At 73.9% G+C, this 19462-nt stretch carries 21 protein-coding genes; 9 read left to right on the forward strand and 12 right to left on the reverse strand.

Features of this window, described 5'->3' with window-relative positions:
* The first annotated feature begins 6 nt into the window (after window positions 1-6).
* A complete protein-coding gene (locus ABFT23_RS03965; RefSeq protein ID WP_347892748.1) occupies window positions 7-1413 on the forward strand; it encodes a cytochrome P450 in 1407 nt (468 codons plus the stop codon).
* Window positions 1414-1484: 71 nt separating this feature from the next.
* Here the strand turns inward: ABFT23_RS03965 and ABFT23_RS03970 are convergent, their stop codons facing one another.
* Both ABFT23_RS03970 and ABFT23_RS03975 read right to left on the reverse strand, forming a co-directional pair.
* Window positions 1485-2051, reverse strand: a complete 567-nt coding sequence (locus ABFT23_RS03970; RefSeq protein ID WP_347892749.1) for a TIGR03086 family metal-binding protein — start codon at window positions 2049-2051, stop codon at window positions 1485-1487.
* A 29-nt stretch (window positions 2052-2080) separates the two neighbouring features.
* Window positions 2081-2563 carry an anthrone oxygenase family protein gene (locus tag ABFT23_RS03975; RefSeq protein ID WP_347892751.1) on the reverse strand — a complete coding sequence of 161 codons (483 nt, stop codon included), beginning with the start codon at window positions 2561-2563 and terminating at the stop codon, window positions 2081-2083.
* An 81-nt stretch (window positions 2564-2644) separates the two neighbouring features.
* Between ABFT23_RS03975 and ABFT23_RS03980 the strand changes: the two genes are divergently transcribed.
* Complete coding sequence (locus ABFT23_RS03980; protein ID WP_347892752.1) at window positions 2645-3637, forward strand: AraC family transcriptional regulator; 993 nt, start codon at window positions 2645-2647, stop codon at window positions 3635-3637.
* Here the strand turns inward: ABFT23_RS03980 and ABFT23_RS03985 are convergent.
* The gene (locus ABFT23_RS03985; RefSeq protein ID WP_347892754.1) at window positions 3589-4047 is read right to left on the reverse strand and encodes a hypothetical protein; all 459 of its coding nucleotides are present in this window, start codon (window positions 4045-4047) and stop codon (window positions 3589-3591) included. The genes ABFT23_RS03980 and ABFT23_RS03985 overlap by 49 nt on opposite strands.
* A 114-nt stretch (window positions 4048-4161) precedes the next feature.
* On the opposite strand from ABFT23_RS03985, the gene ABFT23_RS03990 reads away from it, so the two are divergent.
* Window positions 4162-4740, forward strand: coding sequence for a hypothetical protein (locus ABFT23_RS03990; RefSeq protein ID WP_347892756.1), 579 nt, complete (start codon window positions 4162-4164; stop codon window positions 4738-4740).
* On the opposite strand, the gene ABFT23_RS03995 is transcribed toward ABFT23_RS03990, so the two are convergent.
* Complete coding sequence (locus ABFT23_RS03995; protein WP_347892757.1) at window positions 4721-5950, reverse strand: MFS transporter; 1230 nt, start codon at window positions 5948-5950, stop codon at window positions 4721-4723. The genes ABFT23_RS03990 and ABFT23_RS03995 overlap by 20 nt on opposite strands.
* Before the next feature lie 24 nt (window positions 5951-5974).
* On the reverse strand, window positions 5975-6889 hold the full coding sequence (locus tag ABFT23_RS04000; RefSeq protein ID WP_347892759.1) for an EamA family transporter: 915 nt from the start codon (window positions 6887-6889) through the stop codon (window positions 5975-5977).
* A 40-nt stretch (window positions 6890-6929) separates the two neighbouring features.
* Between ABFT23_RS04000 and ABFT23_RS04005 the strand changes: the two genes are divergently transcribed.
* Window positions 6930-7430: a MarR family winged helix-turn-helix transcriptional regulator gene (locus tag ABFT23_RS04005; protein ID WP_347892760.1), complete on the forward strand. Its 501-nt coding sequence runs from the start codon at window positions 6930-6932 to the stop codon at window positions 7428-7430.
* A gap of 211 nt (window positions 7431-7641) precedes the next feature.
* Here the strand turns inward: ABFT23_RS04005 and ABFT23_RS04010 are convergent, their stop codons facing one another.
* Genes ABFT23_RS04010 through ABFT23_RS04020 form a run of 3 tightly spaced genes read right to left on the reverse strand, consistent with a single transcriptional unit; the run spans window position 7642 to window position 9917 of the window.
* A complete protein-coding gene (locus ABFT23_RS04010) occupies window positions 7642-8493 on the reverse strand; it encodes an aldo/keto reductase (RefSeq protein ID WP_347892761.1) in 852 nt (283 codons plus the stop codon).
* 60 nt (window positions 8494-8553) lie between these two features.
* The gene (locus tag ABFT23_RS04015; RefSeq protein ID WP_347892763.1) at window positions 8554-9123 is read right to left on the reverse strand and encodes a SecDF P1 head subdomain-containing protein; all 570 of its coding nucleotides are present in this window, start codon (window positions 9121-9123) and stop codon (window positions 8554-8556) included.
* A gap of 20 nt (window positions 9124-9143) precedes the next feature.
* Window positions 9144-9917 (reverse strand): polysaccharide deacetylase family protein, encoded by a 774-nt coding sequence (locus ABFT23_RS04020; protein WP_347892764.1) that lies wholly within the window; start codon window positions 9915-9917, stop codon window positions 9144-9146.
* Between the two features lie 259 nt (window positions 9918-10176).
* Here ABFT23_RS04020 and ABFT23_RS04025 point away from each other — a divergent pair, with 259 nt between their 5' ends.
* Complete coding sequence (locus ABFT23_RS04025) at window positions 10177-11502, forward strand: reverse transcriptase family protein (protein WP_347892765.1); 1326 nt, start codon at window positions 10177-10179, stop codon at window positions 11500-11502.
* Here ABFT23_RS04025 and ABFT23_RS04030 read toward each other — a convergent pair.
* Genes ABFT23_RS04030 through ABFT23_RS04040 form a run of 3 tightly spaced genes read right to left on the reverse strand, consistent with a single transcriptional unit; the run spans window position 11479 to window position 14316 of the window.
* On the reverse strand, window positions 11479-12570 hold the full coding sequence (locus tag ABFT23_RS04030) for a CapA family protein (protein ID WP_347892766.1): 1092 nt from the start codon (window positions 12568-12570) through the stop codon (window positions 11479-11481). The genes ABFT23_RS04025 and ABFT23_RS04030 overlap by 24 nt on opposite strands.
* Window positions 12567-13547 (reverse strand): M28 family metallopeptidase, encoded by a 981-nt coding sequence (locus ABFT23_RS04035; RefSeq protein WP_347892767.1) that lies wholly within the window; start codon window positions 13545-13547, stop codon window positions 12567-12569. The genes ABFT23_RS04030 and ABFT23_RS04035 overlap by 4 nt, the downstream gene beginning before the upstream one ends.
* Window positions 13548-13596: 49 nt before the next feature.
* A complete protein-coding gene (locus tag ABFT23_RS04040; RefSeq protein WP_347892768.1) occupies window positions 13597-14316 on the reverse strand; it encodes an aspartate/glutamate racemase family protein in 720 nt (239 codons plus the stop codon).
* A 72-nt stretch (window positions 14317-14388) separates the two neighbouring features.
* Between ABFT23_RS04040 and ABFT23_RS04045 the strand changes: the two genes are divergently transcribed.
* Window positions 14389-15285 carry a LysR family transcriptional regulator gene (locus ABFT23_RS04045; RefSeq protein WP_347892770.1) on the forward strand — a complete coding sequence of 299 codons (897 nt, stop codon included), beginning with the start codon at window positions 14389-14391 and terminating at the stop codon, window positions 15283-15285.
* Window positions 15286-15473: 188 nt separating this feature from the next.
* Here ABFT23_RS04045 and ABFT23_RS04050 read toward each other — a convergent pair whose 3' ends face one another.
* Window positions 15474-16196: a GTP pyrophosphokinase gene (locus tag ABFT23_RS04050; protein ID WP_347892771.1), complete on the reverse strand. Its 723-nt coding sequence runs from the start codon at window positions 16194-16196 to the stop codon at window positions 15474-15476.
* 35 nt (window positions 16197-16231) lie between these two features.
* On the opposite strand from ABFT23_RS04050, the gene ABFT23_RS04055 reads away from it, so the two are divergent.
* The 3 genes from ABFT23_RS04055 to grpE all read left to right on the forward strand — a co-directional run bounded on the left by ABFT23_RS04055 (window position 16232) and on the right by grpE (window position 19449).
* Window positions 16232-16825: a hypothetical protein gene (locus ABFT23_RS04055; protein ID WP_347892773.1), complete on the forward strand. Its 594-nt coding sequence runs from the start codon at window positions 16232-16234 to the stop codon at window positions 16823-16825.
* 108 nt (window positions 16826-16933) lie between these two features.
* Complete coding sequence (dnaK, locus tag ABFT23_RS04060; protein ID WP_347892775.1) at window positions 16934-18820, forward strand: molecular chaperone DnaK; 1887 nt, start codon at window positions 16934-16936, stop codon at window positions 18818-18820.
* The gene (grpE, locus tag ABFT23_RS04065; RefSeq protein WP_347892777.1) at window positions 18817-19449 is read left to right on the forward strand and encodes a nucleotide exchange factor GrpE; all 633 of its coding nucleotides are present in this window, start codon (window positions 18817-18819) and stop codon (window positions 19447-19449) included. The genes dnaK and grpE overlap by 4 nt, the downstream gene beginning before the upstream one ends.
* Window positions 19450-19462 lie beyond the last annotated feature (13 nt).

A 19462-nucleotide genomic window follows, 5' to 3' on the forward strand; every position in this document is an offset into this window, starting at 1 on the left:
ACGAGGGTGACGGCGCTCGACGACGTACCCCTCCTGACCGCCCAGCGGTTCCGCGCGACGAGCTCGGTCGGCGGCAGCACCCCGGTGCCGCCGCGCGGCGCCGTCCTGCCACCCGGGCCGCGGTGGCCGGCCCTGGCGCAGACTGTCGCGCTGATGCGCTTCCGCCACTGGTTCCACCCCTACCTGCACCGGCGCTACGGCGACGTCTTCACCGTCCGCCTCGTCCCGGGCGCCCGTCCGCTGGTGATGCTCACCCGGCCCGAGCACACCAAGGAGGTCTTCGCCGGCGACCCGGAGGTCTTCCACGCCGGTAAGGCCAACTCGATCCTCGGCCCGGTCATGGGCCGGCACTCGCTGCTGCTGCAGGACTCGACCGAGCACCAGCGGGCCCGCAAGCTGCTGATGCCGGCGTTCAACGGCCAGGCGCTCAAGGGCTACGCCGACCTGGTCGCCGACCTCGCCCGCGACGAGGTCGCTTACTGGCCGGACGACGCCCGCTTCCGCTCGCTCGACCGGATGAACGTGCTCACGCTCGAGGTGATCCTGCGGGTCGTCTTCGGCGTCACCGACGAGCGCCGCCTGGCGCTGATGCGCCCGCGGGTCAACGCGACGGTCGACATCGAGCCCGTCGTCCTGCTCGGCTGGACCTACCCGCGCCTGCAGAAGGTCGGCGTCTGGCGGCGCGCCGTCGACAACCAGTACGAGCTCGACCGGCTCATCCACGCCGAGATCCGCGAGCGGCGCGTGGCGCCCGACCTCGCCGAGCGCACCGACGTGCTCTCGCGGCTCATCCGGGTCGGCCACGAGCCCGGTGCCGACCCCGCCGACCGGCTGAGCGACGTCGAGCTGCGCGACCAGCTGGTCACGCTCCTGCTCGCCGGTCACGAGACGACGGCGACCGCGCTCGCCTGGTCGCTCCACGAGCTCGGCCGCCACCCGGAGCTGCACGCCCGCACGGTCGACGCCGTCCGCGAGGGAGACGACGCCTGGCTCGAGGCCGTGCTCAAGGAGGCCATGCGGCTGCACCCGGTCATCCCGATGGTGGTGCGCACCCTGCTCGAGCCGACCACGGTCGCCGGCCACGACCTGCCCGCCGGCACCACCGTGGGCCCCTCGATCGTGGTCACCCACCAGCGCGACGACCTCCACCCCGACCCCGAGGTCTTCCGGCCCGAGCGCTTCCTGGGCCAGAACCCGCCGGCCAACACCTGGATCCCGTTCGGCGGCGGCGTCCGACGCTGCATCGGTGCCGGGTTCTCGGTGATGGAAGGTGTCGCGGTGCTGCGTGAGGTCTTCCGGTCGTTCGACGTCGAAGCGGTCGGCGACGACGTCCCGAAGGTCCGCAACATCACCTCGGTGCCGCGCGGGGGCGCCGTCGTCCGGGCGGTGCGTCGTCCCCGGCCCGAGGGATAGTCCCGGACGGAATCGCCCCTTTCCGCCCGGGGGAGCGACAGGTTCGTCCGGGACTACCCCCGGCCGCGCCCTCAGGAGGGGTCGCGCCCCACGAAGCCCATGAGGCGCGAGACGGCGTCGGCGTCGTCGGGGACGTCGACCCGCGGGCCGTACTGACCGCTGGCGCGGAGCATCTCCTCGATGGGCTCCATGCCGGCGAGCATCGCGCCGGCGAGCTCGTCGTCGAGGCCGTGCGGCTGGCCGGTCGCGCGGGCGAGGTCCCAGGTGTGCATGAAGACGTCTCCGGTGTAGAACCGCGAGATCGCGACCTCGACGGGCATCTCGCCGGTGTGCGGGTTGCTGAACGCCGTCGCCGACGCGACGGGGTCGTCGAGCACCGCCTGGACGCCGTCGGCCTGGGCCCGCCACGCGGCCACGGGGTCGGCGTCCACGCCCGGGCCAGCGGGCACCGCGACGCCCGACCCACCCTCGAGGAAGCCGGGGAACCAGGTCACCAGGTGCCGGACGACGTCGCGCGCCGTCCAGCCCTCGACGGGCGCGGGCGCGTCCCAGTCGCCCGGGGCGGTGCCCTCGACGATCGAGGTGAAGCCGCCGGCGACGGCGCGGTGCAGGTCGGCGGGGGAGTCGTCGGGTCTCATGCCACTGAGACTCGCACGCCGACCGGGAGTCATCGCGCCATCGCCACCGCCAGGCAGCCCAGCGCCCCGGTCGAGGTCAGGGTCCGCACGACGTTCCACCGCACCCACGGTCCCTCGAAGGCCTCGCGGACGCCTGCGAGGTCGGTGATCCCGTCGACCGGCCCGGCCGCCGCGAGCGCGTCGTTGAGCGGGACGTTGCCGGCCACCGTCACCACCACGGTGGCGACGGCGAGCACCAGGCCGGCGACGGCCCACGCCCGTGCGGACCCGTCGACGGCGAGCACGCCGAGCCCGGCGAGGAGGGGCGCCCCGACGAAGGTCGCCAGGAACACCGGGTTCACGATCGCGGCGTTGGTCTGCTGGAGCGCGTGCACGAACGTGCGGTCGTCGGTGCGCGCGAGGCCGGGCAGCACGCCGCTGGCCCAGGTGTAGTAGGTGCCGGCCTGGAGGCCGTTGGCGAGAACGGCCAGCAGCAGGAGCGGCGTGCGGAGGTTCTCGAGCGCTTCGACCATGGTGCCACTCCAGCACCGACCGGCGAGACGATCCATGGCGCAGGAGGCTGCGGACATGTCCGTGCGTCTACAGTCACTGTCATGGACGACCTGGCCGCGCTGCTCGACGGGCCGCGGGCCCGCGGGGCCTTCCTGCTCCGGTGCCTCCTCGACCCGCCGTGGTCGGTGGCCCTGCGCGACGACGCGCCGCTGTCGGTCACCGCCGTCGTCCGCGGGCACGCCTGGCTGGTGCCCGACGACGGCGTCCCGGTGCGGCTCGAGCCGGGCGACCTCGCGGTGCTGCGCGGCCGGCCCGGCACGGTCTACGCCGTCGTCGCCGACGATCCCGCCACGCCCGTGCAGGCCGTCATCCACCCGGGCCAGGTGTGCCGCACGCCCGACGGGCGCGAGCTGGCCGAGGAGATGCATCAGGGCGTGCGCAGCTGGGGCAACGCCGCCGTCGGCGAGACGGTCCTGCTCACCGGGGCGTACGCCGTCGACGGGGAGGTCGGCACCCGGCTGCTGCGCGTGCTCCCGGACGTCGTCGTGGTGCGCCGGCACGAGCTGGACGGGCCGCTGATCGACCTGCTCGCCGTCGAGATGGTCCGCGACGCACCCGGCCAGCAGGCCGTGCTCGACCGCCTGCTCGACCTGCTGCTGATCGCCGTGCTGCGGGCCTGGTTCGACCGACCGGAGGCCGTGCCCCCGTCGTGGTGGACGGCGCAGTCAGACCCGGTCGTGGGCCCGGCGCTGCGCCTCATGCAGCACCACCCCGACCACCCGTGGACGGTGGCGGCGCTGGCCGACGCCGCCCGCGTCTCGCGCGCGGCCTTCGCCCGACGCTTCCGCGAGCAGGTCGGGTGCCCGCCGATGGTGTGGCTGACCGAGCGGCGACTCGAGCTGGCCGCCGATCTGCTGCTCGAGCCCGGGACCACCGTCGCGGCCGTGGCGCGCCGGGTCGGCTACGGCTCGCCGTTCGCGCTCAGTGCGGCCTTCGCCCGGGAGCGCGGCGAGTCGCCGCGCGACTGGCGCTCGCGGCACACGGCTCAGGCGGGCGACACCGTGGCCGCGACGGCCTCGAAGACCTCGGAGTAGTCGAGGTAGTCGTCGCGCGCGGCCGAGCACGTGAGCGTGGTGCCGACGCCGTGGGTGAGCCACGACCATTGATCGCACAGTACGTCCGCCGAACCTACGCGGTGGGCGAAGCGGTGGTAGACGACGTCGCGACCGTCGAGGTCGTAGGCGTCGTCGTCCTCGACCGCGAGGTCGTCGAGCAGGCCGGCGAGCTCGACGAGGGCCTGCTCGCGCCAGCGGACGTGGTCGTCGTGCCCGACGGCCGTGCGGTGCAGGGTGAGCTCGGGCCGCACGCCGCTCGGCGGCAGCGACGGCGCTCGAGCCGCGACCACGACGCCGGGCGCGGGCTCGGTGCGACGGCGCCAGCGCGACGGTACGGACAGGGTCGGTTGACGGGTGGGCTGCCGGGTGGGCTGCTGGGTCGGGTTCACGACCCAGGCATGCTCCGGGGCGCCCTGGGGACAAACCGCGCGCACCGCCGCCTGTGGACGACCGGCGGCCCGACCGGGTTTGGCCGGTCAGGTCCGGTCACTCACAATGGCCGCATGAGCGACATCGGCGACCACGACGAGCAGGAGTCCGACCGGCCCGGGTTCGCGGTCCTGTGGGGTCTGCTCGCCCTCGTCGCGGTGGCCGTCCTGGTCGGTGGCATCGTCGCCGGTGGCGCGCTCTTCGCCAGCCGCGCCACCGGGCTCGCCGACGACGGCAGCGCCTCGGAGCAGTCGACGACGCGGGGCGAGACGCTCTTCCTGCCCGAGCCGAGCGAGACCGGCACGCCGGAGCAGTACGTCACGCTCACCGACACTGCGGTCCCCGAGCCGCAGAAGACGGTCACCGAGGAGCCCGAGCCGGAGGACGAGATCACGCTCTCGACCCAGCAGTCGGCCGTCGGCCCCATGGACACCATCGACCTCAGCGGCAGCTACCCCGGCGGCGACGGCGCCGTCCTGCTGGTGCAGCGTCTCGAGAACGACGTGTGGAGCGACTTCCCGGTCACCGTGCCGGTCAACGGCGAGGAGTTCTCGACCTTCGTCCAGACCGGCTCGCCCGGCGAGAACCAGTTCCGGGTGATCGACACCGACAGCGGCATCTTCTCCAACCCGGTCAGCGTGCGGGTCGGCTGAGCCCGCGCTCGGCGGCCAGCCGCCGGTCCTCGCGGCCGACCTGGCGCGCCGTCCACGCGGTGCCGGCGAGGCCGAGGGCGCCGATCGCCAGGCACGCGGTCGCGAGCGGGGCGACGGCGGCGACCGCGCTGACCAGGAACGGTCCGCCCGAGAGCCCGATGTCGCCGCACAGGCGCCAGCCGCCGAGGAACTGGGCGCGCCCCTCCTCGGGTGCTGAGTCGGCGCCGAGCACCATGACGATGCCCGAGCCGAGCCCGTTGCCGGCAGCCATGAGGGCCACGGCGGCCGCCACCGACCAGGTCGACGTGGCCAGCGGCAGGAGCAGGGTCGCGACCGCCACGGTGAGCACGACGGGGACGGCGACGATGGTGCGCCCGCGGCGGTCCATGAGCCAGCCGCCGGGGTAGGAGAAGAGGATGTCGACCAGGCCGGCGAGCGCGAACACGAGCGAGGTGGTGCTGGCCGACAGGCCGACGTGGTCGGCCCACAGCGGCAGGAGTCCGTTGCGCACCGAGCGCGACGCCGAGATCACCATGACGACCGAGCCCAGGGTCAGCAGCACGCGGCGGTGTTCGACCAGCACGCGCCACACGCTGAGGTGACCGCGCTCGCGCTGAGCGCCGCGGCGCTCGGTGCCGACGTCGGGCATGGTCCACGCCAGTGCCGCCGAGGCCAGGGCGGAGGCGGCGGCGAACCAGAACACGGTGGTCAACCCGCCCAGGGTGATGAGGCCCGCGCCGATGAGGGGCCCGACGAACACGCCCACCCGGTGTGAGCCGCCGAGCAGCGACAGCGACCGGGCGCGGTGGCTGAGCGGGACGACGTCGATCATGAAGCCCTGGCGGGCCATGAGGAACGTCGTCCAGGTCATGCCGCTGACGACGACCGCCGCCGACAGCACCGCCACCGACGTGGCGAGCGCGCCCACCGCCATCGCCACGGACTCGAGCACGCCGGCGTAGACGAGGGCCCGCCGCTCGCCGATGCGGGCCACGACCGCGCTGGCCGGCAGCGACGCGACGAGCATGCCGAGCCCCAGCAGGGCCACGACGACCGCCGCCGTGGCGACGTCGGCGCCCAGGTCGCGGGCCCGCAGCGCGAGGATCGGCGTCACCGCGCCGAACCCGGTAGAGCTGACGACGGTGGGCCCGTAGGCACTCAGGGCGACGTCGCGCAGCCGGAACCCCGGGTCGGGGTCGGCCGACGTCATCCGAGAGCACCCATGGGCACGACGCTACCGAGCGCCCGCCATCTCCGGTCGCGGTGTCGGCGCCGGCGGGGGCACGGGGGCGGACGGCGTCCGCCGCTGACCGGCGAGCACGCCGCCGAGCACGAGGGCCATGCCGAGGGCCTGGACCCAGCCGAACGCCTCGGCCGCGAACAGCACGCCGAGCGCGGTGCCCGTGACCGGGTTGAGCAGGCCGACCATGGAGACGGCGCCCGCGGGCATGCGGCTCAGGCCGTGGAACCAGCAGGTGTAGGCGAGGATCGTGCCGACGCCGCCGATCCACAGGAAGCCGAGCGCGGCCGGTGCGTCGATGGCCGGGGGAGCGCCCTCGACGAGCAGCGCGAGCGGCAGGAGCAGCAGGCCGCCGGCGACCAGCTGCCACGAGACCATGGTGAGCATGCCGACGCCCTCGGGCCGGCCCCACTTCTTGACCAGCACGAAGCCGAGCGCCGAGACGGCCACCGAGCCGAACGCGCCGGCGAGGCCGAGCGCCGTGACGCCGTCGGGCGAGCGCAGCACGAGCAGGCCGACGCCCGTGAGCCCGACGAGCGCGGCCGCGACGCGGACGGCGCCGGGACGCTCGCGTAGCAACGGGAACGCGATGGCCATGACCGCGAGCGGTGACGCCGCCTGCACGGTGGCGGCGAGACCGCCGGGCAGGTGGTAGGCGGCGAGGAAGACCAGGGGGAAGAACAGTCCGATGTTGCAGACACCGAGGACTGCGGCGCGCCACCACCACTCGCCCTGCGGCAGCCGCCGGACGACGAGCAGCAGCAGGAGCCCAGCCGGCAGTGCGCGCATCAAGGCGGCGAACAGCGGCCGGTCGGGCGGGAGGAGCTGCTCGGTGACGAGGTAGGTCGTGCCCCACGCGAGCGGAGCGACGGCGGCGATCGCGGCGGTGCGAGCCTGGTTGTCTTCCATGGAAGACAAATTATCTTCCGGGTAAGATAATGTCCAGTGCATGGGAACGGACGACGACCTCGACCACGTCGGACGGATCCTCGAGCAGTGGCGCCACGAACGCCCCGACCTCGACCCGTCGCCGATGGGCATCATCGGCCGGCTGCACCGGCTGGCCGCCCGCCTCGACGAGGAGCTGCGACCGGTCTTCGCCGAGGCCGGGCTCGGTGACGGAGACTTCGACGTGCTCGCCTCGCTGCGACGCTCCGGCGCGCCCTACGAGCTCACCCCCGGCCAGCTCGGCGCGACGACGATGGTCAGCTCGGGCGCGGTCACCAAGCGGGTCGACCGACTGGTCGCGGCCGGGTGGGTCGAGCGCAACGTGTGCGCCGACGACGCCCGCTCGCGGCGGGTCCGACTCACCGACGCCGGGCTTGCCCTCGTCGACGACCTCGTCGGCCGGCACGTCGCCAACGAGCGCCGGCTCGTGGCGTCGTTCACGCCGTCCGAGCGCGCCGAGCTCTCGCGGCTGCTCGAGGCGTGGGGGCGGGCGCTGGGTTGAGGCTGCATGAACACCCGGTGCACCGGGTGCTCATGCGGCCCGGGGGCGAGGAGTACCCGGTGCACCCGGGTACTCCTGACGTTCCCACGGGTTGCACAGCCGAGAAGCGCAAGCAGTCCCTGCGGAGCTCGGACGGCGGGCGCGAGCCTTTCGGGCCCGCCCCGCCGTCCTGGGGTCCGCCGTCCCGGGGTCCGACGTCCTGGGTCCGGACTCAGGCCGGGACGTAGTCGAACGTGTCCGGGTTCGGGCCGGTGCGGCCGTCCTCGCCGCGGTCGAGCCCGGAGATCTTCGCGACCTCGTCGTCGGTCAGCTCGAAGTCGAAGATCGCGAAGTTCTCGGCCATGCGCTCGGGCGACATCGTCTTCGGGAACACGATGTCCCCGCGCTGCACGTGCCAGCGCAGCGTCACCTGCGACGGCGTCTTGTCGTGGGCGGCGGCGATCTCGGCGATCGTCTCGTCGTCGAGCACCGCGCCCTGCGCGATCGGCGACCACGCCTCGACGAGCGCGCCGTGGCGGTGGGTCGCGGCGCGGGCCTCGTCGTTGAGGAAGAAGGGGTGCGCCTCGATCTGGTTGACCGCCGGCACGACGCCGGTCTCGGCGACGATCCGGTCGAGGTGGGCGGGCTGGAAGTTCGACACGCCGACCGCACGGGCCCGGCCGTCGGCGACGAACTCCAGCAGGGTGCGCCAGGTGCCGGCGTAGTCGCCGTCGTACAGCGTCGGCAGCGGCCAGTGGATGAGGAACAGGTCGATGTGGTCGAGCCCGAGCTTGGCCAGCGTCTCGTCGAACGTGCGCCGCGCGTCGTCGGGGCCGTGGAAGCCGTTGTTGAGCTTGCTGGTCACGAACAGCTCGTCGCGCGGGATGCCGGACGCCGAGAGCGCGACGCCGGTCTCCTGCTCGTTGCCGTACATCTGGGCGGTGTCGATGTGGCGGTAGCCGACCTCGAGCGCCTTCGTCACGGTGTCGGCGGTCTGCGCGGGCGGCACCTGGAAGACGCCGAACCCGAGCTGCGGGATCGTGGTGCCGTTGTTCAGGGACAGGGAAGGAACGGTCGTAGCCATGTCTATGACCACACCACGCGGCGGCGCTTTGTTCCCACGCCCCTGGGGATGTGATCTGACCTACGTCAGCGCCGCGACGACGCCCTCGGCGACCTCGGGGGTGAGGTCGCCGCCGGAGATCTGCAGCGCGCCGTCGTCGATGGTCGAGGCGAAGACTGGCGCCGAGACGACCCGGCCCGCGACGAAGATCGCGACCTGCTGGTCGCCGCCCGCGTACTGCGTCGACAGCACCTCGAGGTCCTCGGCGGCGGGGTCGGGCAGGGTCACCAGGACGACGACGTCGCCCGTGCCCGGCTCGGTGCTCGCCTCGGCCGACGCGGCCGGGGTCTCGAACGCGGCGGCGTCGAGCAGGTAGGCCCGGCCGGAGGGGTCGCAGCCCGACGCCGGCGCGTCGGCCGCTGTCGGCGCAGGGGCGTCGCAGTCGACCGCGTCGAGCCGGGGAGAAGGCTGCGCGGCGCTCGCCGTCACGAGGCGGAACTGGATCGTCGCCGGCTCGCCGAGGTCGCCGAGGAAGTCGGCGTCGTCCGCGGCCGCGCCGGGCCCGTCGTCGCCGTCACCGTCGTCGCCGTCGGAGCAACCGGCGAGCACGGCGATCGACAGGACGGACGCCGCCAGGGTGGAAGTCCTCATGCCTCCACCCTGGCAGCGGCCTACCAGGTGCCGGACGGCGCGTCGGCGAGGTCGACGAAGCAGTACCCGTCGCGCTGCAGGCGATGGACCTCGCGCGGCAGCGCCGCGAGCGTGGCGGGGGAGTTGGCGACGCCGTCGTGGTGCAGGACGACGCTGCCGCGGCGTCCGCGGTCACGCACCTGGGCGACCGTCGTCCGCCGGATGTCGCGCTTCGACAGCCCGTCCCAGTCGCGCGAGTCGACCGTCCAGAACGCCGGCGTGAGCCCCATGCCGCGGATGAGGTCACGCACGCGGGTGTCCGCAGCGCCGTACGGCGGCCGCACGAAGCGCGACGGCGTCACGCCCGCGGATTCGAGTGCACGACGTGTCCGACGGATCTCGCGCTTGACCGCGTGGTCGCCGAGGGAGGTGAGGTCGGCGTGGTCCCAGGTGTGGTTGCCGATCGTGAAGCCGGCGTCGGCGACCTGCCGGGCCACGTCGGGGTAGGCCGCGACCCGGTTGCCGACCATGAAGAACGTCGCCGGCACGTCGAGCCGGGCCAGCAGGGCCACGAGCCGCGGCGTCACCGTCGGCGACGGGCCGTCGTCGAACGTCAGCGCGACGCGTCCGGCGCGGCACGACCGCGGTGCCGCCCGGTGGGTCGGCGGGTGGGTCAGTCGGTGGGTCGGTTGACGGACGGCGTGGAGGGCCGCGACGGCACGCGACGACGACCCGGACGACGCCGTGGGCACGGTGAGCGCGACGAGGCCGATCGTGACGACGGCCAGCAGGGCAAGGGTCTTGGTGGTGCGCATGCCTGTGTGACGCGCCTGGTCGTCGACGAGTTGTCAGCCGAGTCGTCAGCCGCTGCAGGTACGGTCGGCGCGTGCGGCAGCGACTCCTCGAGACGGTCGGTCGGCGCGTGTCGTCGACCCACCTCCCCGGGGCAACCCCGGGGGCCACCGGTACGTCCGGGCACCGCACCGCGCGCGTCAGGCTGCGCTCCGCGGCAGGTCCACGCGCGCACGACGGGACAGGTCGAGCGTCGCTGCCGCACCCCGACCGCACGAGACCATGAGCGAGGTGCTGGCCCGTGCTCTCGCTGCCGCCTTCCTCAGTGGCGACTGGACCCGCCCCGGCCTGGTGGCGAGCGGCGCCACGGTCGTCGGACGACGCCCACGGTGGCTCGGGCGCCTCGCGACGCAGGCGCTCGAGCTCTACCCACGACCACCGCACGACCGCCCGCGCGAGCTCGCCCGGGTGCTGCAGCAGCTGCCGGCGGCCGAGAAGGCCCACGGCGTCGTCCCCCTGGCGCAACCGGTCGCCCCGGCGCGGATGCTCGGCAACCGGTGGCACCTCCCGCCGCTGGACGACGCCGGCGACCTCGGCCGGTTCCTCGGCCTGACGTGGTCCGAGCTCGGGTGGTTCGCCGACCCACGTCGGCTCGCCCGCGCCACGAGCGAGATCAGGCTGCAGCACTACCGGGTGAGCCACCGGGTCGCGGCGAGCGGTGCGATCCGGGTGCTGGAGGCGCCGAAGCTCGAGCTGCGCACGATGCAGCGCCGGCTGCTCGACGAGGTCGTCGGCGCGATCCCGCCGCACGACGCCGCGCGCGGGTTCCGGCCCGGCGGGTCGGTGCGCTCCTACGCCGCCCCGCACGCCGGCCGGCCGGTCGTCGTCCGGCTCGACCTCGAGTCGTTCTTCGCCAGCGTGAGCGTCGGGCGGGTCTACGGGGTGTTCCGCACGGCCGGCTACCCCGAGCCGGTCGCGCACCTGCTGGCCGGGCTCACCACCACCGTGCTGCCACGCTCGGCGTGGGCCGCCGTGCCGCGTCCGGCCGACGACGCGCTGCTCGAGGCGCACTGGAGACTCGGACGACGCCTCGCCGCCCCGCACCTGCCGCAGGGCGCCCCGACGTCGCCCGCGCTGGCCAACCTGGCCGCGTTCCGGCTCGACGTCCGGCTCACCGCCCTGGCCCGCTCGTGGGGCGGGCGCTACACCCGCTACGCCGACGACCTCACGTTCTCGGGCGACCGCGGCTGGGGCACCGGCACCTCGCGCCTGCTCGACGCGATCGACGACGTCGTCCGCGACGAGGGGTTCCGGCTCAACCCGCGCAAGACCGGGGTGATGCCGCGCGCCGGCCGACAGGTGCTCGGCGGTCTCGTCGTCAACGAGCGACCGCGCGTGGCCCGCGCCGAGGTCGACGTGCTCCGCGCGGTGCTGCACAACTGCCGTCGCCACGGCGCCGCGAGCCAGAACCGCGACGGCCACCCGGCCTTCGGCGAGCACCTGCGCGGACGGATCGCCTGGGTCGCCCAGCACGACCACCACCGTGGTGCGCGCCTGCTCGAGGCGTGGCGCGCGATCGACTTCTCAGAAGCCGGCGCAGGACCGTAGCGACGCGATCTCGGCGTCGAACCCGGCCCGCGGGACCGCCGTGGGCAGCCCGTCGGGCCCGGTGCGCGCCGGCTCCCACGCCGCCCGCGTGACCCGCGCCCGGCCGGACGGCGTCGCGGGCGGGCGCACCGTCAGGGTCAGCACGGCGGTGTCGGACCCGGTGTACCAGGCGTAGTTGCCCAGCCCGTAGGCCACGTAGCCCGGCCCCAGCCGCCCGTCGCCCTGCAAGCCGTGGGTGTGGCTGCCGACCACGACGTCGGCGCCCGCCTCGACCAGGCGTCGGGCCAACGAGCGCTGCCGGTCGTCGGGGCAGCGCTCGCCCTGCACGCCCCAGTGCAGGTAGGCGACGACGACGTCGGCTCCGCGGTCGGCGTCGCGGACGGCGGCCAGCAGCCGGGCCGGGTCGAGCGCGTCGGCCGTGCCGGGCCGGTCGTCGGTGGCGGCCCACTGGCCGGTGGGGTCGGCCGTCGGGTCGGCGCCGGCGGTCGTGGCGCCGAGCACCGCGACGCTGGTGCCGTCGACGTCGAGCACCGCGGGGGCGAACGCCTCGTCGGCGTCGCGCCCGATGCCGACGACGTCGACCGGCCCGGCCGAGATCGCCGCGAAGGTCGACCGCAGCCGACCACGGCCGAAGTCGAGGACGTGGTTGTTGGCCATCGTGACGACGTCGACCCCCGCCGCGCCGAGCGCCGCGAACGCCGACGCCGGGGCCTCGAACAGGAAGCGCTTGCCCGGCTCGGGCGCGCCACCGGTGCCCACCGACGTCTCGAGGTTGACCATGGCGACGTCGGCCGCGGCCAGGGCACGGGTCGCGGGGGCGAGGGCGGTGGCCGGGTCGTCGAGCCGCGCGCGCAGCGGCCCCTCGAAGTGGACGTCGCCCGCCACCGCGAGCGTGAACGGTCGGGGCCGCGGTGCGGAGGGCGGCGGTGCGGACGTGGTGGGAGCCGGGGTCGCCGGGGTCGCGGACGGCGTGCTCGTCGACGTCGAGGGGTCGTCGGGAGCGGGCGCCTCGGCTGCGCACGCGGTGACGGCGGCGAGCGCCAGCAGCGTCAGCGCCCGCCGCCTCATCGCAGCCAGGCCAGCACGATCCGACCGACCCGGGCGAGCTGGTCGCGCTCGATGACGGAGGCGACGTCGTCGGCGGAGTGGTAGCCCGCGTAGGGCGTGCTGCCGAGCCGGGCCGCGGGCAGGCCCTCGTCGGCGAACGACTCGTGGTCGCTCGAGGTCTCGCCGGGTTGCTCCTCGACCGGGACGCCGACCCGTCGCGCAGCGGCGACGAGCTCACCGCTCACCCGGTTGGGCTCGCCGACGGTCTGCACCGGCACCACGGAGCCGACGCCGACCCGGTCGAGCGAGACCATGCCGCGCAGCCCGCGACGCTGGGCCGGGGTGAGGTCGGCGACGAACGCCTTGGACCCGTAGTGGTGGGCCTCGCCCGGGCCGCGTGGCTCCTCGGAGCCGAAGAGCACGAGCACGACCGGCAGCCGGGCCCGGCGGTCCTGGAGGGCCTCGGCGAGGGCGAGCACGACGCCGACGCCCGACGCGTTGTCCTCGGCGCCGGGCGCCTGCGGCACGGTGTCGAGGTGGGCGCCGACCAGCAGCCACTCGTCGTCGGGCTCGAGGCGGCCCTGCGTGGCGACGAGGTTGACCGACGGGCCACCGGGCACCGCGACACCCCACGAGTCGCCCGGCGGCGACGGGAACCGCTGGCGCGAGACGGTCCAGCCGTACGACGTCAGCTCGCCCTGGGCCCACCGGGCGGCCCGGAAGAAGGCGTCGCTCTCGCCCGGACGCGGCCCGATCGTGCCGGCCAGGTGCTCGACGGCGGCGACCGCCGTCGCGCGGCGGAGGTCGGACGGCGCCACCCGCGCCGGCGGCGTCGGTGCGGGTGCCGCGGGCCCGCCGGTCGGCGTGCCCGGAGGTGGGGTGGTCTGCGGTGCCGTGGTCGTGGCCGTGGAGGTGCGCTCGGGCTCGGTCGTGGTGTCGTCGTCGGTGCAGCCGGCGAGCAGGGCGGCCACCACCGGAACCGTCACGAGCCAGCGCATGCGCCCAGCATCCGTCACCCGGTCAAGACCGGCCGCCACGGATGCCGGGTCAGGAGGCGGCGACGGTCTCGCGCTCGAGGGCCAGGTCGGCGAGCAGCTCGGCGTGGGCGACCGCCGAGTCGACGACCGGCAGCGGCGCCTGGTCGGCGGTGACGAGCAGGCCGATCTCGGTGCAGGCGAGCACGACGGCGTCGGCCCCCCGCGCGGCGAGGTCACGCATCACGTCGACGTAGCCGGCGCGCGACTCGTCGCGGAAGACACCCTGGGTGATCTCGTCGAAGACGACCCGGTCGACCAGGTCGCGACCCGCGGCGTCGGGCACGACCACGGAGATGCCGTGGGCGGCGAGGCGCTCGGCGTAGAACGTCTCCTCCATGACCCAGCGGGCGCCGAGCAGGCCGAGCGTCGTCCACCCGTTGGCGCGGGCCACCGCGGCGACGGCGTCGGCGATGTGGACGGCGGGCACGCCCTGCTCGGCGGCGGCGGCCTCGAGCGCGGCGAAGTTCTTGTGCATCAGGTTGGTGCAGAGCGCGACGACGTCGGCGCCGCCGGCGACGCAGCGGTGGGTCGCGTCGGCGAGGAGGGCGGCCGAGCCGGCCCAGTCGCCGCGCACCTGGCAGTCGCGCACCTCGGCGAAGTCGAGCGACTGCAGCGACACCTTCGCCGAGGCGTGGCCGCCCAGGTGCTGGGCGACGCGCTCGTTGACGATGCGGTAGTAGGTCGCGGTCGAGTGCCAGGACATGCCGCCGACGAGGCCGATGGTCTTCATGCCGTTCATGGTGCCGGTCGGCGAGGGTCAAAGGAATCCGTCATCTCCTAGGACGAGGCATAACCTGGACCTATGGCTCTCGACGCCCGACGGCTCCTCATCCTGCGCGACGTCGCGCGGGCCGGCTCGATCAGCGCCGCGGCCCGCGAGCTCGGCTGGACCCAGCCGGCGGTGAGCCAGCAGCTCGCCCGCCTCGAGCGTGAGGCCGGTGGGCCGCTGCTGCTGCGAGGCCCCGCCGGCGTCACCCCCACCGAGGCGGGGGAGGCCCTGCTGCGTCGCGCCGACGTGGTCGCGGCCGAGCTGCACGCGGCGTCGGAGGAGGCGGCGGCGCTCACCGAGCTGCGGGCCGGGCGCGTGCGGCTCGTGGCGTTCCCGTCGGCGGCCGCGACCGTCGTCCCGGAGGCCCTGGCCGCGCTGGCCGGCGACCACCCCGACGTCGAGGTCCTGCTCGAGGAGGCCGAGCCGCCGGAGGCGTTGGCCGCGGTCTCGTCCGGCGACGCCGACCTCGCCGTCGCGTTCGGCTACGACGGTCCGCCCGCGGGTCTCGGCCCGTTGACCTGGCGCCGGCTGCGGGTCGAGCCGGTGCACCTCGTGCTCCCGCCCGGCCGCCGCGGTCCGGGACGACGCGGCCTCGCCGCGCTCGCCGACGAGAGCTGGATCGGCGGCTGCGTCCGCTGCCGCACGCACCTGGTCGACTGCTGCGCCGCGGCCGGCTTCACGCCCACCATCCGCCACACGACCGACGACTACGTGGTGGTGCAGAACCTGGTCGCCCGGGGCCTCGGCGTCACGGTGCTGCCCGCCTCGGCCCTCGCCGCCTACCGCCACCCGGAGGTGCGCGTCGTCCCGCTCGCCTCGCTCGGACGACGCCACGTCGGCCTGGCCTTCCGCCTCGGCGCCGACGCGGTGCCGGCCACGGCGGCCCTGGTAGGCGAGGTCGTCCGCGCGGCACGGGGCACGAGCGTCTAGACCTGCCCGGCGGACGACCCGGCCGGTGGCACTCTCCGCGCAATCGCGCTCGTAGTGCCAGCAGATCGGTCGGTTGGTGGCACTCTCCGCGCGATCGCGCTCGTGATACCAGCAGATCGGTCGGTGGATGGCACTCTCCGCGCGATGGCGCTCGTCGTGCCGGTGGAGGGCCGGCCGCGACCGAGGGGTCAGGCCCCGGGCGAGTCGAGCGACTGCACCTCGGCGCGCAGCCGGCCCATCTGCTCGTCGAGGTCGCTCGCGGTGGTCGCGACGGCGCGCAGGGTCTCGCTCAGGTGGTCGGGCACGGTGCCCTCGTACTTGTAGTAGATCTGGTGCTCGACCGAGGCCCAGAAGTCCATGGCGATCGTGCGGATCTGCAGCTCGACCGGCACGTCGACCGTGCGGTCGGACAGGAAGACCGGCACCGAGACGATCAGGTGCAGGCTCTGGTAGCCGTTGGGCTTGGGCGTGCGGATGTAGTCCTTCGTGGCGAGCACGGTCAGGTCCGGTTGCCGGGTGAGCATCTCGGCGAAGCGGTAGGTGTCGTCGACGAACGCGCAGGTGACCCGGATGCCGGCGATGTCGCGGATGGTGTCGCGGACGGCGGCGAGGTCGGCCGGCACGCCGTAGCGGCCCATCTTGTCGACGAGGCTGTCGACGGTCTTGAGGCGTGTCTTGACGTGCTCGATCGGGCCGTAGGTGTGCGTGCCCTCGAACTCCTCGCGCAGGATCGTGATCTTGGTGAGCACCTCGTCGATGCCGAACTTGTACTCCTGGAAGAAGCCCTCGAGGCGCCGGCCGATGTCGCGCAGCAGCTGCTCCGGCGTGCGGCCGCCCGGGTCGCCGACGAGGCCGCGGAAGAAGTCGAGGTAGGTGCTCCCGGTGCTGGTCGGGAGGGCCGGGGTCGTCACGGCGCGAGCGTAGCCAGGTGGGTAGCGTCGGGCCCGTGGCGCGAGTGGGCTGGGTGTCGGCGGAGACGTCGTCGGGCGCCTGGCGCCGGCTGTCGGTCTTCGACGACGGGTGGGTCGAGCTGCCCGGCTTCGCCCGGGCGATGTCCGACGTGCGCCGCAACAGCCGCAACGTGCTGCGCACCACCGGGGTCGCGGTGCTCGCCGGCGTCCTGACGCTGCTCTCGAGCGCGCTCGGCGGGCCGACGTGGCTGACCGCGATCGGGGCGCTGGTGGTCGTCGCCGCGCTCGTGCGCAACGCGTGGCAGGGCACCGCCGCGTCGATGCGCAACGCGACGCAGCTGCAGCAGGACGCCGAGGAGCGGCGTCGCGAGGCGGCGGCCGGCCACGTCGTCCGGATGCGACCGGGTGCGCCGCGGTGGCGGCGGGCGTCGTCGGCGGCCGAGCTGCACGGCTGGCTCGAGGGCGGCGAGCTCGTGGCGGCGTCCGACATCGTCGAGGTCGTGGTCGAGCCCGGCGACGACACGACCCGGGTGCGGGTGCTGCTGACCGACGGCTCGCGGCGCACCTACACCTCGCCCGACGACGCTCTCGGGCGGCTCCTCGGCACCTTCGTCGATCACTCCGCCTGAGCGGGAACAACCCCCGGCGGTCCGCGGTTGTGCCCTGTGTCAGACTTGAGCCATTCGGACTCAACTTGTCTGACACCCCGAACATCACAGCAACGGAGGAACACCACCATGGCACGAGCTGTCGGCATCGACCTCGGCACGACCAACAGCGTCGTCGCCGTCCTGGAGGGCGGCGAGCCCACCGTCATCGCCAACGCCGAGGGCGCCCGCACCACCCCGTCGGTGGTCGCGTTCGCCAAGTCCGGCGAGGTGCTGGTCGGCGAGGTCGCCAAGCGCCAGGCCGTCACCAACGTCGACCGCACCATCCGCTCGGTCAAGCGCCACATGGGCGAGAGCTGGAAGGTCGACATCGACGACAAGTCCTTCACGCCCCAGCAGATCAGCGCGTTCGTCCTGCAGAAGCTCAAGCGCGACGCCGAGGCCTACCTCGGCGAGACGGTGACCGACGCGGTCATCACCGTGCCCGCCTACTTCTCCGACGCCCAGCGCCAGGCGACCAAGGAGGCCGGCGAGATCGCGGGCCTCAACGTCAGCCGCATCGTCAACGAGCCCACCGCGGCCGCGCTCGCCTACGGCCTCGACAAGGGCGAGGGCACCGACCAGACCATCCTCGTCTTCGACCTCGGTGGCGGCACCTTCGACGTGTCCCTCCTCGAGGTCGGCAAGGACGACGAGGGATTCTCCACCATCGAGGTCAAGGCCACCTCGGGTGACAACCACCTCGGTGGCGACGACTGGGACAACCGCATCGTCGAGTGGATGGTCAAGAAGTTCAAGGACGCCAACGGCGTCGACCTCGCGGCCGACAAGATCGCCAAGCAGCGCCTGCAGGAGTCGGCCGAGAAGGCCAAGATCGAGCTGTCGTCGTCCAGCGAGACCACGATCCACCTGCCCTACATCACCCACGGCGAGTCCGGCCCGCTCCACTTCGAGGAGAAGCTGACCCGCAGCGAGTTCCAGAAGATGACCTCCGACCTGCTCGACCGCACCAAGAAGCCCTTTGAGGACGTCCTCAAGGACGGCGGCGTCAGCGTCTCGGCCATCGACCACGTCGTGCTCGTCGGCGGCTCCACCCGCATGCCGGCCGTGACCGACGCCGTCAAGGGCCTCCTCGGCGGCAAGGAGCCCAACAAGGGTGTCAACCCCGACGAGGTCGTCGCCCTCGGTGCCGCGCTGCAGGCCGGCGTGCTCAAGGGCGAGGTCAAGGACGTCCTGCTCCTCGACGTCACCCCGCTCTCCCTGGGCATCGAGACCAAGGGCGGCGTGATGACCAACCTCATCGAGCGCAACACCACCATCCCGACCAAGCGGTCCGAGACGTTCACGACCGCCGACGACAACCAGCCCTCGGTCGAGATCAAGGTCGCCCAGGGCGAGCGCCAGATGTGGTCGCAGAACCAGCCGCTCGGTAACTTCGAGCTCACCGGCCTGCCGCCGGCCCCGCGCGGCGTTCCGAAGATCGAGGTCACCTTCGACATCGACGCCAACGGCATCGTGCACGTCACCGCGAAGGACCAGGGCTCCGGCAAGGAGCAGTCGATGACGATCTCCGGCGGCTCCGCGCTGTCGAAGGACGAGATCGACCGCATGGTCAAGGACGCCGAGAAGTACGCCGAGGAGGACGCCAAGCGTCGCGAGGCCGTCGAGGCCCGCAACCAGGCCGACCAGCTCGTCTACACGACCGAGAAGTTCCTCGCCGACAACGCCGAGAAGATCCCGGAGGACGTCCGCACCGAGGTGCAGACCGACGTCGACGCCCTCAAGGCCACCCTCGACGACGCCGAGGCGTCGTCCGAGACCATCACCGCGGGCGTGACGAAGCTCAACGAGTCGAGCCAGAAGATGGGCGCGGCGATGTACGCCGCCGCCGAGGCCGACCAGGCTGCGGCCGGTGGCTCCACCGGCGCCACCGGTGAGGCCGACGACGACATCGTCGACGCCGACGTGGTCGACGCCGAGGTCGTCGACGACGAGAAGTCGGGCGACGACAAGTGAGCCAGCACCCCGACCAGCAGCCCACCGGGGACGTGCAGCCGGGGTCGCTCGAGGACGAGGCTGCGGCCGCCGCGGAGGCGGCGGCCGCGGCCCCCGGGCCGGCCGACGGCGAGATGGCCAACGAGACCGAGGTCGAGGCGCCCCTCGACCCCCCGGCGGCCGCCGACGAGGTGCCCGAGTCGCCGGGTGACCGGCTCGTCGTCGCCGAGCGTGAGCGCGACGAGCTGCGCAACGACCTGCAGCGCCTGCAGGCCGAGTTCGTCAACTACAAGCGCCGAGTCGAGCGCGACCGCGAGCTCGTCGTCCAGAACGCCGGGTTCAAGGTGCTCGCGCCGATCGTCGACGTGCTCGACAACATCGACCGGGCCCGCGAGCACGGCGAGGTCGAGGGCGGCTTCAAGTCCGTCGCCGAGCAGCTCGAGCGGGTCGTCGCGGCGGCCGGTCTCGCCAAGTTCGGCGAGGTCGGCGACGCCTTCGACCCGACGGTGCACGAGGCCCTGAGCCACATCGGCCAGGACCCCGACGTCACCGTCACCACCTGCAAGGTCATCGCCAAGGCCGGCTACAAGATCGGCGACCGGGTCGTGCGCGCGGCGCAGGTGCTCGTGGTAGACCCGGCCGACGGCTGATCAGCATCACGAC

This window comes from Nocardioides secundeburneus (assembly GCF_039939255.1).
In the GTDB taxonomy this organism is placed as follows: domain Bacteria; phylum Actinomycetota; class Actinomycetes; order Propionibacteriales; family Nocardioidaceae; genus Nocardioides.